At 70.4% G+C, this 14,829-nt stretch carries 9 protein-coding genes; 2 read left to right on the top strand and 7 right to left on the bottom strand.

Annotated elements, in window-relative coordinates:
* Positions 1 to 31: 31 nt before the first annotated feature.
* The gene (locus ACWGR4_RS44065; RefSeq protein ID WP_452133568.1) at positions 32 to 5,737 is read right to left on the bottom strand and encodes a glycosyl hydrolase family 18 protein; all 5,706 of its coding nucleotides are present in this window, start codon (positions 5,735 to 5,737) and stop codon (positions 32 to 34) included.
* 337 nt (positions 5,738 to 6,074) lie between these two features.
* Here ACWGR4_RS44065 and ACWGR4_RS44060 point away from each other — a divergent pair, with 337 nt between their 5' ends.
* On the top strand, positions 6,075 to 6,884 hold the full coding sequence (locus ACWGR4_RS44060; protein ID WP_380011971.1) for an SAM-dependent methyltransferase: 810 nt from the start codon (positions 6,075 to 6,077) through the stop codon (positions 6,882 to 6,884).
* Positions 6,885 to 7,038: 154 nt separating this feature from the next.
* On the opposite strand, the gene ACWGR4_RS44055 is transcribed toward ACWGR4_RS44060, so the two are convergent.
* Complete coding sequence (locus ACWGR4_RS44055; protein ID WP_380011704.1) at positions 7,039 to 7,335, bottom strand: chaplin; 297 nt, start codon at positions 7,333 to 7,335, stop codon at positions 7,039 to 7,041.
* Positions 7,336 to 7,604: 269 nt separating this feature from the next.
* On the opposite strand from ACWGR4_RS44055, the gene ACWGR4_RS44050 reads away from it, so the two are divergent.
* Entirely contained in the window at positions 7,605 to 9,095 is a 1,491-nt protein-coding gene (locus ACWGR4_RS44050) for a multicopper oxidase family protein (protein ID WP_452133569.1), read from the top strand.
* A gap of 61 nt (positions 9,096 to 9,156) precedes the next feature.
* Here the strand turns inward: ACWGR4_RS44050 and ACWGR4_RS44045 are convergent, their stop codons facing one another.
* The 5 genes from ACWGR4_RS44045 to ACWGR4_RS44025 all read right to left on the bottom strand — a co-directional run bounded on the left by ACWGR4_RS44045 (position 9,157) and on the right by ACWGR4_RS44025 (position 14,734).
* Positions 9,157 to 10,200, bottom strand: a complete 1,044-nt coding sequence (locus tag ACWGR4_RS44045; protein WP_452133570.1) for a right-handed parallel beta-helix repeat-containing protein — start codon at positions 10,198 to 10,200, stop codon at positions 9,157 to 9,159.
* Between the two features lie 81 nt (positions 10,201 to 10,281).
* Positions 10,282 to 11,670 (bottom strand): acetyl-CoA carboxylase biotin carboxylase subunit, encoded by a 1,389-nt coding sequence (locus tag ACWGR4_RS44040; RefSeq protein ID WP_452133571.1) that lies wholly within the window; start codon positions 11,668 to 11,670, stop codon positions 10,282 to 10,284.
* A gap of 21 nt (positions 11,671 to 11,691) precedes the next feature.
* Complete coding sequence (gene accB / locus ACWGR4_RS44035; protein ID WP_452133572.1) at positions 11,692 to 12,318, bottom strand: acetyl-CoA carboxylase biotin carboxyl carrier protein; 627 nt, start codon at positions 12,316 to 12,318, stop codon at positions 11,692 to 11,694.
* Entirely contained in the window at positions 12,315 to 14,348 is a 2,034-nt protein-coding gene (gene accD / locus ACWGR4_RS44030) for an acetyl-CoA carboxylase, carboxyltransferase subunit beta (RefSeq protein WP_452133573.1), read from the bottom strand. Before accD ends, accB begins: the two co-directional genes overlap by 4 nt.
* Positions 14,349 to 14,401: 53 nt before the next feature.
* Positions 14,402 to 14,734 carry a TcmI family type II polyketide cyclase gene (locus ACWGR4_RS44025; protein ID WP_126638624.1) on the bottom strand — a complete coding sequence of 111 codons (333 nt, stop codon included), beginning with the start codon at positions 14,732 to 14,734 and terminating at the stop codon, positions 14,402 to 14,404.
* Positions 14,735 to 14,829: the final 95 nt, after the last annotated feature.

The raw sequence follows: 14,829 nt of genomic DNA, 5'->3' as shown, positions 1-14,829 counted from the left end.
CTGACGCGAGGTCAGCTACTGCTCACCTCGCTCAGGGCGTCGCCCCCAGCCGTCGCCACGGCCGGCCGCCGTTGGGCTCGGCCAGTCCGGGTTCGACCGTGGTGTACCACTGGGCGTACCAGAAGTAGCCCTGCCAGGACACGAACGCCGCCGACGAACCGGCGGGATCACCCGCCAGGACGTGCGTCTCGCGCTCCGCGCTGCCGTTCTGCGCCTCGGCGTCGAACCCGCTCGCCGAACGCAACTTGGCCGCCACACCGTGCGCGGGACCGCCGGGCGTGCCCTCCGCTCCCGTTTGCAGGTCGACCGGGACGAACCGCCACTTCTGCCGATCACTGCCGTCACACCCGGTGGTGGACAGGTCCTGCCCCCCGGTGGTGGCGGTCAGGCAGCGGTTCCCGTTGACGATCCGATACCAGCCCCCACCCGCGTCGGTGACCTGCCAGTACTGGTTGTCGTTGCTCTCGATCGGCTCGATCAGGTGCACCCGGGACTGGTCCGGGTAGTGGTCCATGAGCTTGCCCTGATACTCGAACTGCCAGCCCTTGGCGCCCTTGTTCCAGGGCGACCACAACCGCCCGCCGGTCGGGCTGTACGCGGTGCCCGACCTCCACTCGGGGGCCGAGCAGGTGCCCGCCTCGGGCTCGGGCGGCTGCACGCCGGTGACGGCGCGCCGGTTCTCCGTGGTGACGCCGAACTCCCCATCCCCCACCTTCACCGTGACGTTCGCCGGCCCGGTGATCGGCAGGTAGTACTTGATGCCGATGTCCAGGCTCTTCCCCGGCGGGATGTCCTGGCACTTCTCCAGCTTGACGGTGACCCGATGGAAGTCGGCGCCGAGGCCGCCGACGTTGGGCCCGGTGCGCCCGGGTCGGATGATCGGCATCTCCTTGTAGTTGTCGTCCTTGAGCACCGGCGGCGTCGAGGTGGGGATGTCGAACGCGATCTCGGTGCCCTGGGCGAGCGTGACCGCCGAGTCGTTGGTGATCCGCAGCTTGGGCTGCATCGGATACATCTCGGTGCTCGGGTAGTCGACCAACTGCACCTTCACGTCCACGCTTTGCGGCGGCATCGGCCGTCCCGCGCGCGTGTCACCGTAGCCGGAGGTACCCCGCAGCGCCCCGTCGATCCGGCTGGTCAGGTCGTACCCCATGCCGTATTCGCCGTTGTCGCGCAGCGCGTAGTCGCCGGCCATCTCCCACAACATCACCCCGCCGATACCGTTGTCCTTGACGTAATGGACCTTGGTATCGACGGACTGTTCGTCCTCGGTGGACAGGAACACCCGCTTCTCCGCGTTCCACAACCAGGACGCCTTCAGCGTGTCGTCCCACTTGCGGGCGTACGTCCCGGACATGCGGTCGTCCGCGTCCCGGTCCGGGGTGAGCCCGTAGCGGCCCATGTAGCGGGGCTGGATGTTGTTCTCCAGATTCTTCGCGTGCCACAGCGGGTTGGAGCCCGCCGCCACCTCGCGACCCCGGTCGGTGTCGTGCCACAGGTTGTCGATCCCGATCGCGCCGGAACCGCACTTGCTCTTCCCGCCGTTGTCACCGGTCCCGGGCGAACAGGCGCCCTGGTCCGTCTTCACCGAACTGCCCCACAGCCCGTCGGTACCGCCCTGTACGTCCTTCCAGCCGCGCGTGTAATACGGCATGCCCAGGTTGATCCGGCCGGGTGGGAGTGCGCCCCGGTAGTAGTGGTAGGACCAGTCGACGTTGAAGTAGCCGTTCTTCTGGAAGTCCTTCGTATTCGGGTCCTGGTCGTTGTAGATCCCGGCGGCGGCCAGTTCGGCGTCCCGCCCGTCGTCGTACAGCGGTGCCTGCGGGCCCACGAACGAGTTCCACGAGCCGTGCAGGTCGTAGGACATCACATTGATGAAGTCCTGGTACTGAAGCGCGGGTTGATTCTCCTGACCACGCACCAGGTAACCCGACGAGGACGCCGCGGAGGTGAGCAGCAGGTATCGACCGCGGTCGGCGCCCGACCTGTCCAGCCGCTCCCGCAGCGTCTTCATCAGCGCGTCGTAGCTCTTGTTCAGCCCACCGCGCACCGGGTCGGAGACCGGCCAGTCCTCCGGGTTGCCGGACTGCGGCAGCGCCGACGGGTATTCGTAGTCGATGTCGACGCCGTCGAACCCGTAACGGGCCAGGAATTCGGTGACCGAGTCGGCGAACGTGTCGATGGCCGGCTGGTTGACCGACCCGTCGTCGTTCGTCGTCATCCGGTAGAAACCGCGCGATTCGGCCCAACCGCCCACCGAGATGAGCGTCTTCACCCGGGGATGGTCACGCTTGTAGCGGGTGAGCAGGTTGAAGTGCCCCTTGTACGGCAGCGCCGGGTCCATCTCGGCACCGGTCACCCCGGGCCAGGTCATCCCGGTCGACGGGTTGTTCGGGTCGTTCACGTCGCCGACCGAGATCCGGTTGTTCTCCACCTTCGCGAAGGCGTAGTTGACGTGGGTGACCTTGTTCCAGGGGATGTTCTTCACCAGGTAGCGCGGGGAGTTGTCGGCCCCGGTGCGCCAGGAGGTGAAGTAGCCGACCACCCGCCGGCTGCGGTCCTGGCCGAGCCATTCACGCCCGTCGCCCTGGTACACGTCGCAGTAGCGCGTCGCCACGCCCTGCGTCGGCTGCATCCCGTCCGGTCGGCACGCCGCCTGATCGGCCGGTCGGGCCGGTCGCGCGCCGCCGTCGTCGAAACGTCCGTCACCCGCGTCGAAGGGGTCGCCCGCGTCGCCGTCCCACACCGGGGAGGTCTGGCACGGACCCATGGTCAGCTCACTGCCGTCGGCACCATCGCGTGCCGCCAGGCACGTGTTGGAGTGCTTGTTGCGGAACTGCTCACCGTCGGGGAACCACTGCTGGTTGTTGCTGCCACCGCAACCCCACTGCTGGATCCGTCCGGAACCCACGTCCAGGTCCAGACACTTGCCGCTGTAGCGACTCACCATCTCCATCGACCCGTCACCGTGTCGCGGCCGCAGATCCCACTGCTGGTTGTCCCAGCCGCCACACCCCCACTGGTGGATCCGACCACCGTCACGCCGCCCTTCGGCATCCCGGGTGTCCACGTCGATGCACTTGGTGCTCACCCGGTTGGTGACCAGCCCACGATCGACGACCCGCGTCCACGTGGTGGCGCGCTCCAACGGCGGCGGCGGCGGGGGTGGCGAGGCGCCGACCCGCTCGATCCACCAGCGCTGGTTCTTGGCATCACTGCACGGATCCCCACTCGCCCAGTGGGTGGGCCGCGAGGTGCTGTGCGCCAGGCAGAACGTGGCGGGCAGCCCCTGCATGATGTCCACGAACTTCAGTTGCCGGGCGCCGCCGACCGCGTCGTCCGATGTGAACCACTCGACCGAGTCGCCGAGCGCGGCCCACTGCCAGGACGCGCCACCGTCGCCACGTAGGTAGTTGTTCTGGTTGCTCCGCAGCGTCACCATGCCGGCCTGGCCGTTGGCCATGAACCACTCCCGGCCGGCCTCGCCGGACGGGCCGGTGACCACCCACTTGGAGCCCGGTTCGTATGGGCGCAGGTACTCGCCGGTCTCGGCGTTGCGCAGCCGGACCCAACCCTCCTCCACGTAACTCGGCGAGATGGGTTCACCGCTCACGCCGTCCGGCCCCTTGCCCGGCGTGTTGGTGCAGCGGAATTCGCGCCTGGTCCAGTCCGGTTCCCGGTTGGCCAGCGCGGCCAGGCAGGCCCCGATCGCCTGCTGGCCGAAGCTGTTCGGGTGCACCGCCTCGCGGTAGTCGCCCTGCTGGTGCGGCTCCGGGATGGGTACACCCGCCAGGTACGGCACCCAACGCACCCACTCGGCCTCGGCCCCGGGCACCCCGTTGGCATCCGTCCCGCCGGCCTGGCGGGCGTTCTTGGCACACAATTCGTGTCCGGCGAACGCCTTGGTCAGGTCCAGGAATTCGGCGTCGGCGGTGGTCGCCGCCGCACGCAGCATCGAGGTGATCCGCGGCACCACCGACTCGACCGCCCAATCCGAGGCGGCGTCGGTGAACGGGCAACCGCCCTGCGAGTAGCGCGGCTTGATGGAGTTCTCGTAGCGGTTGTCGGCGGCCCGGGGCAGCGGTGTCGGGTAGGACTGGAGCACCAGGCGATACGAGGTGTCCGACTGCCCGGCCCGGCGCATCACGTCGCGAATCGCCGCGAGTGTCGCCGAGACCTTCTGCTGCGTGTCGGGCAGCGAGGTTTCGAGAGCCTTCTCCCAGCCCGTGCCTCCGCGATTCTCGCAATCGGGCCCGAGGTTGAAGAACGCCTTGCCGCAACTCGCCAGGATGTCGGCGAATTTCAGGTCGTTGCCGCCGATCGAAACCGCGATCAGCGTGACCCTGTTGTCCTTGGCCACATCGGCGAGTTGCTCCACCTGTGGTCGCTCACCCTTGAACGCGTCGGTGAGCAGGTTCTTCGTCTCGGCGCCGGAACAGGCCAGATTGATCCGGCGATCGACGGCCAGAGCCGCACTGTTGATCTCGGCGACGTCGGAGCGCTCGCACCCGTTGCCGCCGTCGTACTTGGTGTTGCCGTACACGGAGTCGCCCCGGTCGGTGCCCCAGTACCCGACCTCGCCGGTATCCGCGTTGCCGGCCCAGCGGCCCGCCTCACCGGAGATGTAGCTGTCGCCCAACGACACCGCGGCGGTGGGTCGTCCGTCGGTCGAGCAGTTCGGATCCTCGGCGTCCGCGGCGCCCGCCCGGGGGCTCGATGCCTCGTCGCGAACACCTGCGGCTCGATAGCGCGTGGTGTGGTCCCATCTGGTGCAGTCCACCGGGCCCGGCGGTGCGATACGGACCGGAAAATGATCCGAGCCGATGTCGTTGCCCACGGACACGTTCACATCGCCGCGCTGCCCGGCCACCACCATGAAGTCCAGCGGGTACCCCGAGCGATGGGTCATCTGCGCCGGGTTCGTGGCGATGCCGCCTCGGCGGGCGAAGAGTCGGATGCCCTGATTCTCCGGGAATGTGTCCGCCAGACTGTTGAAGTCGCCGAGAACGGCCCAGTTGTCCTCTCCGACGCCGGCCCGGATGGCCCCGAGCAGGCCCAAGGCATGCGGATTGGGCGTGCGTTCGCTGCGAATGGCGGCGGTATGCACATTGAACACCCAGTTGTCCCCGAAGCGCAGACCGAGCGCGGGCCGGCTGCGGTTGCGCGCCGGGTCGAAGACGGCGCCGAAACCGTCCGCCTCTTGTCTCGACCATATCGCCATCGAGGTCCGGACGCCTCGCGGGTTGATCCGCGGGATGTTGCCGTTCGGCAAGGGCCTCTGAAGGGGATGGATCTTCAGGAAGTACAGGTAGCCGGAGTTGCGCCCCCCTTCACGACCCACTTTGGTCTCGGTCAGGTCATATCTGAGCGGCGGCAGATTGGGATCGTTGTTCACGGCCCCATCGTCGGCATCCTCGGGGACGTCGACCGCGTCGCCCACTTCCTCGTCCTCATAGTTCCGGTACCGGTTGAGAAGCTGCCCACCGTCGGGTCTTTCGGTTCCGGCCTCTTGCAGCGCGATGAGGTCCGCATCGCCCTTCAGGCCGTCGACCACCGGCCACTTGGACGTATCCGGGCCGTCCCCGGAACGACCCTGCATGTTCCAGGTGACGAACCGACTCGGTTGCACTGCCGCGTTGACCTGCGCCGTCCCGACCTCCGCCGTCGGTGCCGCCACCGCCGGCGACACCATCTGCGGTCCCAGCAACAGCGCGCCCAGCGCACCGGCGGCCACCACTCGCGAACGTTTGCCGCGTCGGCGGGCCCATAAGGTCGACGCGCGTAGCTGCGCGCGGAGACGAATCCGAACCATTTCCGTACCTCTCCTTGTCGAGATAACGACCGAAGGAGGGTATGGGACGGCGCTCGACATCGACTGCCCGGGTACTGAACACCCACCTCGGTTCGGCGCCGAACAGCCGTACCGAAACGGGTCGTTCCGTCACCGCCCGGAAAACTTTGCCGACCCTGACGGAAGATTCACCGCCATGCCTGCCGCCTGGGGTCGAACGGCCCCTAGATTGGCCTGGACCACCCCACACGGCATCCGGAGTTGAGAGTTCGTGGCCGAGTTCATGCCCGACGCCGAATCGGCTTTACCAGAGCGGAAGATCGACACCGAGGTGGCCCATACCGCCCGGGTGTGGAACTACTGGCTGGGCGGCAAGGACAACTACCCCGTGGACCGGGAGACCGGCGATCAGATCGCCGCGATCCACCCCGGCACCCGCGATTACGCCTTGGCCGACCGGCAGTTCCTCGGTCGGGCGATCCGCTACCTGGCCCGCGATCTGGGCATCCGGCAGTTCCTCGACATCGGCACCGGATTGCCGACGGCCGGGAACACCCACGAGATCGCGCAGAGCGTGGCGCCGGAGTCCCGCATCGTCTACGTCGACAACGATCCCCTGGTGCTGGTGCACGCCCGGGCGCTGCTGACCAGCAGTCCGGAGGGGGCCACCCGCTACATCGACGCCGATCTGCGCGATGTCGACGAGATCCTGGCCCGCGCGTCGAAGACCCTCGACTTCGACCAACCCATCGCCTTGGTCCTGCTCGGCGTGATCATCTTCGTGAACGACGACGACGAGGCCTACGGCACGGTACGCCGCCTCCTGGACGCGCTTCCGTCCGGCAGCCATCTCGCGCTGTCCCACACGGTGACCAGCCCGCCCGCGCCGCCGGACGTGGACGACGCGGTGGCGTTCTGGAACGAGCACGGCACGCCCAAGCTCAAGCAGCGCTCACCGGAGGGCATCGCCCGCTTCTTCGACGGCCTGGAACTGCTCGAACCGGGTGTCGTCACCTGTTCGCACTGGCGGCCGGATACCGGGGTCCGCGCCCCCGAGGTGGCCATGTGGGGCGCGGTGGGTCGCAAACCGTAGCCCGTCGTGCACACGACGAAGCCGGGGCCGCGCCGCAGGGGGAGCGCCGCCACCGGCCGCGTGTGGCGGCCCCTCGGATCCGTCCGCATCGAGGGGCCGCCGGTACTGCGGTGTCACGCGCCGTCAGCGGAGGACGGACGGCACGAACCTCGAATCAGCCGTGCTGACCGTGGTGCGGGGCCTCGTGGTGCTCACCGTGGTGCGGCGCCTCGTGCTTGCCGTGCTCGCGCTCTTCGCCGTCGACGTTCGCGCAGACGTTGCCGATCGCCGGGTTGAGCAGCCCGATGATGTTGATGCTGTTGCCGCAGATGTTGATCGGCACGTGGATCGGAACCTGGATGTTGTTGCCGGACAACACGCCGGGCGAGCCGACCGCCGCGCCGTTCGCCTCGGACCCGGCGCTGGCGACGCCGGCACCGGCCATGACGAGAGCTGCGACACCGGCGGCCACGGAGGCCGACTTCTTGAACGTGTACATGTGATCTCCGTTTCGGATGGCGCCGCGGGTGGCGCGATCGACCGGTGCAACGAGGGGAATCCCGGGAGGCAACTGCCGTTTGCGCTCGTTCACCCGACCGGCGGCACGAATCGCGGCCGACGGAGTGGCCTGGCGCCAGGGCGTGTTCGCCGGACCGGGGCGGGGTACTGGCGCCGGATCCCGCCGGCACCCGGCGGGCGACGCCCCATCGCGAGCCGACCTCAGGAAGCAGGGCCGCACCGTTGCCTGTCCCCTCCCGCCCCACCCGCCGCTCACTGCTGCTCGGTACGGCCGGCACCGCCGCGCTGCTTGCCGCCGGCACCGGCACCCGGCTCGGCGCTGGCGCCCCCGCGCCCCTCGCGCCCGTTTCCCGCGCCGGCTCGGCCGCCGATGTCGCGCTCGTGCTCACGGCCGCGCCGACCACGGTCGACCTGGGCGCGCGCGAGGTGGCCACCTGGGGGTTCGGCGACCGCGTCCCCGGCCCGGAGATCCGCGTGGCGGCCGGCGCCACCGTGGCCGCGGACCTGCGCAACGACCTGCCGCAGGACACCACGGTGCACTGGCACGGGGTACGGATCGATCAGCGGATGGACGGCGCCCCCGGGTTCAGCCAGGCCCCGGTTCCGGCGGGCGGCGGCTTCGACTACCGCTTCGTCGCGCCCGACCCGGGCACGTACTTCTACCACTCGCACGTGGGCACCCAACTCGACCGCGCGCTCTACGGCGCGCTGGTGGTCGAGGACCCGGCCGAGCCGCTGTCCTACGACGCGGAGTGGACCGTCGTACTCGACGACTGGATCGACGGCACCGGCACCGACCCGGACGCGGTGCTGGCCGAGCTGAACGCCGGCGCGCGGCCCGCACAACTCCTGCGTAGCACGCTGCTCGGCGGCCCCGGCGGCCACATCGCCTACCCGCACTACCTGATCAACGGCCGTACCGCGCAGACCCCGACGGTATTCGAGGAGGCACCGGGCCGGCGGGTCCGCCTGCGCCTGATCAACGCCGGGGCGGACACGGCGTTCCGGGTCGCGTTGGGTGGCCACCGGCTGACCGTCACCCACACCGACGGCTTCCCGGTGCTACCGGTGCGGGTGGACTCGCTGCTGATCGGGATGGGCGAGCGCTACGACGTGCTGGTCACCCTCGACGACGGGGTGTTCCCGCTGGTCGCCGCGGCGGAGGGGAAGAACGCCCGGGCCTTTGCGGTGGTCCGCACCTCGACCGGCGACGCCCCGCCGGCCTCGGTCGACGTCCCGGAACTGGAGCGCCGAGTGCTCGACCTCGCCGACCTGAGCGCCGACCCGTCGGTCGACCCGGGCGACGGGGCCGCCCGCGAGGTGGGCCTCGTGCTCAACAACACGGGCGCACGAGGCAGGGCATGGATCGCCGCCGCCGAAACACCCGACGAGAAGTTGCCGCGGGTACCGGTCGCCGCCGGCGAACGGGTGCGGTTGTCGTTCACCAACCGGACCCGGATCTGGCACCCCGTCCACCTGCACGGGCACACCTTCCAAGTGCGTCGATCCAAGGGCCGCGGCCCGCGCAAGGACACCGTGGTGGTACTTCCCGGGAGGACCGTCGCCGTCGACGTGTTCACCGACAACCCCGGCGAGTGGATGCTGCACTGCCACAACCTCTACCACAGCGAGCAGGGCATGATGACCACCCTGGGCTACGGTGACGACCCGCCGGACCCGGGCATGTCCGGCATGGCCCCCGAACAACCCTGACCCGGGCCGACGACACGCGACGCGCCTTTGGCCCGGGTGGGTTCACTCTCCCGACAACCCGTCAGCAGTGCCCGGCGGGCTCGGACCGCTCACACACGTTCGCCTCGAACGTGTTGATCTCGGTGACCCGGTACGCCAGGTCCGAAGGCGCGTTGCCCGTCACCACGTTGCCCCGGATCACATTGCCCACGGTCGGCCGCCCGGCCTGACTGGGCATCACCACGATGCCGCCCGACATCGGCGACTCCCCCTGATTGTCCCGCACCTGATTGTCCGTCACCTGCGTCTCCCGGGCGCCGGTGAGCACGATCCCGGAACCCTGGATGAAGGCCAGTCGCGGATTCGGCGGGCAATACTTGTTGTTCTCGTCGATGCGATTGCCCCTGATCGTCAGCGGCCCGGCGGCGGGCTCCTTGTCGTCGCCCACGACGAACACTCCGGCACAGTTCCCGGTCAGTTCGTTACGCTCGATCGCCAACTCCCGCCCGCGCCGGATCAGTACACCGAGCCGGTTGCCGGCGGAATGGTTGCGGGCGATGCTCGCGCCCATCGCATCGTCGGTGTCCGCCAGGAACAGCCCCGCCTGGCCGTTGTCCTCGGCGGTGTTGTCGGTGAGTTCGCCCCGGACCGAATTCTCCTGGCCGATCCCGTGTTCACCGTTGTGATGCGCGAACACCCGGCGCACCCGCATACGTTCGGTGTCGCTGCCCATCACGCCGGTCTTGGTGAAGCCGGTGACGGTCAACGACTGGATCCGCACGTCCGCGACCCGGTGCTCGGCCGTGCCGACCACGCACAGTCCGTTCCCGGCCGCCGCGCACTCGTTGGTCGCGTCCGCCTCGCCCGGGGTGAGCACCGTACGCTCGCCCGCCCCGCGAATCGTCAGCCGATCGGTGCGGACCAGGACGCCGCCGGCGTACGTACCGGGCGCCACCTCGATGATGTCCCCGGGTGCGGCGGCGTCCACCGCCGCCTGGATCGACTCGCCCGGATGGACGACGTGCCGGGTCTCCGCCTGCGCGGTCGGCGCCAACACCGAGCCGAGGATCGTGAGCGCGGTGACACAGCCGAGGGGAAGCAGCCGCTGTACGGGCAGTGCGTGCATGGAGTGCATGGGAAATGATCCGCCTTCGCTTGTGCAGGAACGGGTACGGGACATCGGGTCGCGCCGCAGGGCCTCAGGGCCTCACGGCACCGGTACGGGCGCGGCCGGGGCGGACTCGGTGACGTCCGAGGTCATCGTGTCCACCAGATCCGTGGTGTGTTCGCCGGCCCGGAAACGCGGGTGCGCCAACAGCCGCCGCAGGAAGCCCAGCGTGGTGTGCACCCCGCCGCCGGCCACCCGGAATTCGCCCAGAGCCCGATCGGCGCGCGCGATGGCCCGCTCCCGGTCGGGTGCCCAGACGATCGCCTTGGCAAGCAGCGAGTCGTAGTCCGGACCGACCGTCCAGCCCGGATAGGCGTGCGTGTCGATCCGCACGCACGGACCACCGGGCGGCACGAACTCCGCCAACCGGCCCGGCGTGGGCGCGAAGCCCCGCGCCGGATCCTCGGCGTTGATCCGGCACTCGATCGCCACCCCGCGCGGGACCACGTCGTCCTGACCGAACGCCAGGGGCGCGCCGGCGGCGATGGTGAGCTGTTCGCGCACGATGTCCACGCCGGTGACCATCTCGGTGACCGGATGCTCCACCTGGATCCGGCAGTTGATCTCCAGCAGGTGGAACCGGTTCGCAGGCGTGACCACGAACTCGAAGGTGCCCGCGCCCACGTAGCCGACCGCCGTCGCCCCGCGCAACGCCGCCGCGCACATCGCCTCGCGCGTCTCGGCCGGCAGGTTCGGGGCGGGCGACTCCTCGACCAGTTTCTGGTGCCTGCGCTGCGCGGAGCAGTCCCGCTCGCCCAGGTGCACGGCGCCGCCGCGCCCATCGCACAACACCTGTACCTCGACGTGCCGTGCGCCGTCGATGTAGCGCTCCAGGTACAGCCGTTCGTCACCGAAGACGGCTCGCGCACGGGCGCGGGTGTCCTGGTAGGCCCAGGCCAGCTCGTCCGGGTCGCGGACCACGCTCATCCCGCGACCGCCACCGCCCGCCACCGCCTTGAGGATCACCGGATAGCCGACCCGCGCGGCGATCTCGGCGGCCTCCATCGGCGAGCCCAACGCGCCGTCGCTGCCCGGGAGTACCGGCAGTCCGGCCGCGGCCATCACCGCACGCGCCTCGCTCTTGTCGCCGAGCCGCTGCATCACGTGCGGCGGCGGGCCGATGAAGCTGATCCCGTTCGCCTCGCAGATCTCGGCGAAGTCGGGGTCCTCGGACAGGAATCCGTAGCCGGGGTGGATCGCCTCCGCCCCCGTGCGCCGGGCCGCCTCGATGATCGCGGGCATGTTGAGGTAGCTGGACCTGGCCGGCGGCGGACCGATGTGCACGGCCTCGTCCGCGAAGCGCACCACCGCGGACTCCCGGTCGGCGGTGGAGTACACGGCCACGCTGCGGATGCCCATTTCGCGGCAGGTGCGGGCGACCCGCAGGGCGATTTCGCCGCGGTTGGCGATGAGCACGGTCGAGAACACGGGGACCACCTCGGGTCGTCGTCAGTGCCGGTTGTGGGAGCCGCCGGGGCGGTCGTCGGCGCCCGCGTCCGGATCGGCGCCGCCGGTGTCGATCACGAGCAGGGGTTCCTGGTACTCGACCGGTTGCGCGTCGGCCACCAGCACCTCCACCACCAGCCCGGACACCTCGGCGGTGATGGTGTTCATCATCTTCATCACCTCGAGGATGCCCACCGTCTGACCGGGGCGGACGGTGTCGCCGACGCTGACGAACGGCTTCGCACCCACCTCGGGAGCGTGGTAGAAGGTGCCGACCATCGGGGCCGACACGTAGCGGCGTCCGCCGTCCGGCTCGGCCGACCGCTCGCCGGGGACGGCGGCGACGGGCACGGCGACGGGAACGGCGGGGGCGGTGCCGGAGGGGGCGGCCTCGGGCCATTCGATCTCGATGCTGGTGTCGCCGCAGCGCAGCCGGATCCACCGCGGCGGCACGGGCGCCGGCCGCGCCGGGCCCGGCGCCTCGGGGGCGGCCGGCCGAGGATGCGCGGACGCATGCGCGGGCTCGAACGGCCTGACCCAGCGCTCGTCGGCGTAGCCGGCGGGGTGGCGGTCGGGTCGATCATCGGCGTGCACGTCGCGCGCCTGGGTCGGTCCATGGGGCGAACTCATCGGGCACTTCCTTCGGCAGGAGCAGCTTCGACGGGGGCGGCTTTGGCGCGGATCGTCTCGACACGCACTGCCGCACCCGGGGCAACTTCGTTCCGGACGGAGCGAGTACGAACGGAGTCGCCTCGGTCCGCGCCGGCATGAACGGAGTCGGCACGAACGGAGTCGGCCCGAGCATGCTCGGCGCGAACGGCCTCGGCGCGGGTGGCCTCGGGGGCGCCGAACCTCCGGAAACGTTCGCCGCGTTCGCGTAGGAGGCGGGTGCGGTTCAGGGCGAGGAGTTCGTCGAGGACGGGGATCAGGGCCGTGCGCAGCAGTGTGGCGGCTCGGCCGGGGTCGGTGTGGGCGCCGCCGGGTGGCTCGGGGACGATCCGGTCGACCACACCGAGGCGCAGCAGGTCGCGCGGCCCCATACGGAGCGCCGCCGCCGCGGCGGGGGCCGCCGACGGGTCCTTCCACAGGATGGCGGCGCAGCCCTCGGGGCTGATCACCGAGTAGACGCCGTGCTCACCGATCAGCACCCGGTCGGCCACGGCCAGCGCGAGTGCGCCGCCGCTGCCGCCCTCGCCGGTGATCACCGTGACGACGGGGGTGTCCAGTCGGGCCATCAGGCGCAGGTTCTCCGCGATGGCGACGGCCTGGCCGTCGCGTTCGGCGTCCGGTCCGGGGTTGGCTCCCGGCGTGTCGACCAGGGTGATCACCGGCAGGCCGAGTTTGGCGGCGAGCCGCATCAACCGACCCGCCTTGCGGAAGCCGGCCGGGGTGGCCATGCCGAACTTGCGGTATTGCCGCTCGGCGAGGTTGTCGCCGCCCTTCTGATGCCCGATCAGCATCACCGGCCGACCGTCGAGCCGACCGATGCCGCCCACGATCGCGGGACAGTCGGCGCCGATCCGATCCCCGTGCAACTCGTGGAAATCCTCCAGGAGTCGACCCGCGTAGTCGAGCATCGTCGGCCGCCCCGCATGCCGCGCCAGCCGAACAGCCTCCCAGGACTCCCCGGGCTCCCCGGGCTCTCCCGCAAGCTCGCCGAGCGACGGCTCATGGCACGCATGCCCGTTCACAGCCGACCCGTTCGCGGCGGAGCCATTCCGAACGACCCCGTTCGGCGTAGTGCCCTTCGGGGTGGCCCCGTTCAAGGTCGAACCGTTCGCCTCCGACTCGTACCCACCCGACACGATCCCGTTCAGGAGCGTGTCGTTCCCCCCGTCCCGCCGCCCCGCCCCGCCCACCGCAAGGAAGTGCCGCAACGTCGCGCGCAGCGCCGCTCGCGCGACGATCGTGTCCACCATCCCGTGTTCGAGCAGGAATTCGGCGGTCTGGAACCCCTCGGGCAACCGTTCGCCGATGGTCTGCTCGATCACCCGCGGCCCGGCGAAGCCCATCCGCGCGCCGGGTTCGATCAGGATCACATCCGCCAGCGTCGCGAACGAGGCGGCCACCCCGCCGTACGTGGGGTCCGTGATCAGCGACAACACCAGCACGCCGGCCTCGTCCAGTTCCGCCAGGGCGTGCGCGGTCTTGGCCATCTGCATCAGCGACAGCACGCCCTCCTGCATGCGCGCCCCGCCGGAGGCGGTGATCAGCAGCAGCGGGATCCCCGTCCGCAGGCTCTCGTCGGCGGCGGCGGTGACCACCGCGCCCACCGCGCAGCCCAGACTGCCGCCGAGGAAGCGGAAGTCCATCGCGACCACCACCACCGGCTGCCCGTGAATGGTGCCCCGCGCGCCCACCGCGGCCTCGTCCATTTCGGTCTCCGCACGCGCCCGATCCAGCCGTTCCGGGTAGGGCCGGGAGTCGACGAAGCCGAGCGGGTCGTGCGGTGCGGGGTCGGCGCGCAGCGCGGTCTCCGAGCCGGGATCGAGGAGTTGATCCAGGCGTTCACGCGCCGTCAGGCGCGCGTGCTCGCCGCAGTCGGGACACACCCGCAGGTCCCGGGTGAAACGTTTGCCGTATACGAGTTCGGCGCAGCGTCCGCACTTGACCCAGTCGGGTCGGCTGTCGACGGTGAGCCCCGGATGGGTCTCGATCATGACATCAGGTCCTTGGACGGTCGGGCCTTGGACGGTGGTGACGGGCGGCGACGTCACCGCTGCGCGTCGCGCTCCCAGCGGTAGAACTCGCGGGCCATCGCGTCCTGGGGCGAGCGCCAGGTCTGCGGGTCGTACGCGTTCACATGCGCCGAGAGCCGTTCGCTGATGTCGCGGAACTCCGGGTGTCCGGCGACCTTCGCGACCGCGGGGCCGGGGGGCCGGTCGGCCTCGATCAGGTGCAGGTACAGGTCGCCGAACTGGAACAGACTGCGGCCGGTGACCCCGACCAGGTGCGGGAGTTCGCCGGTGTCGGAGGCGGCGAAGATGTCGGCGATCGGGGTCGCCGAGTCGGGCTTCATCCGGGCGACGATCAGGGTGCGGTGCATGGGTGCCGTCCTTGTCGAGGGGTGGGCCGGGGGGGGGGGGGGGGCCCCCCCCCCCCCCCCCCGGGGGGGGGGGGGGGGGGGGGGGGGCGGCCCCG

Source organism: Embleya sp. NPDC055664 (assembly GCF_053618075.1).
Note: the sequence above shows the minus strand (reverse complement) of the source record. Positions and strands in the feature narration are given on the sequence as shown.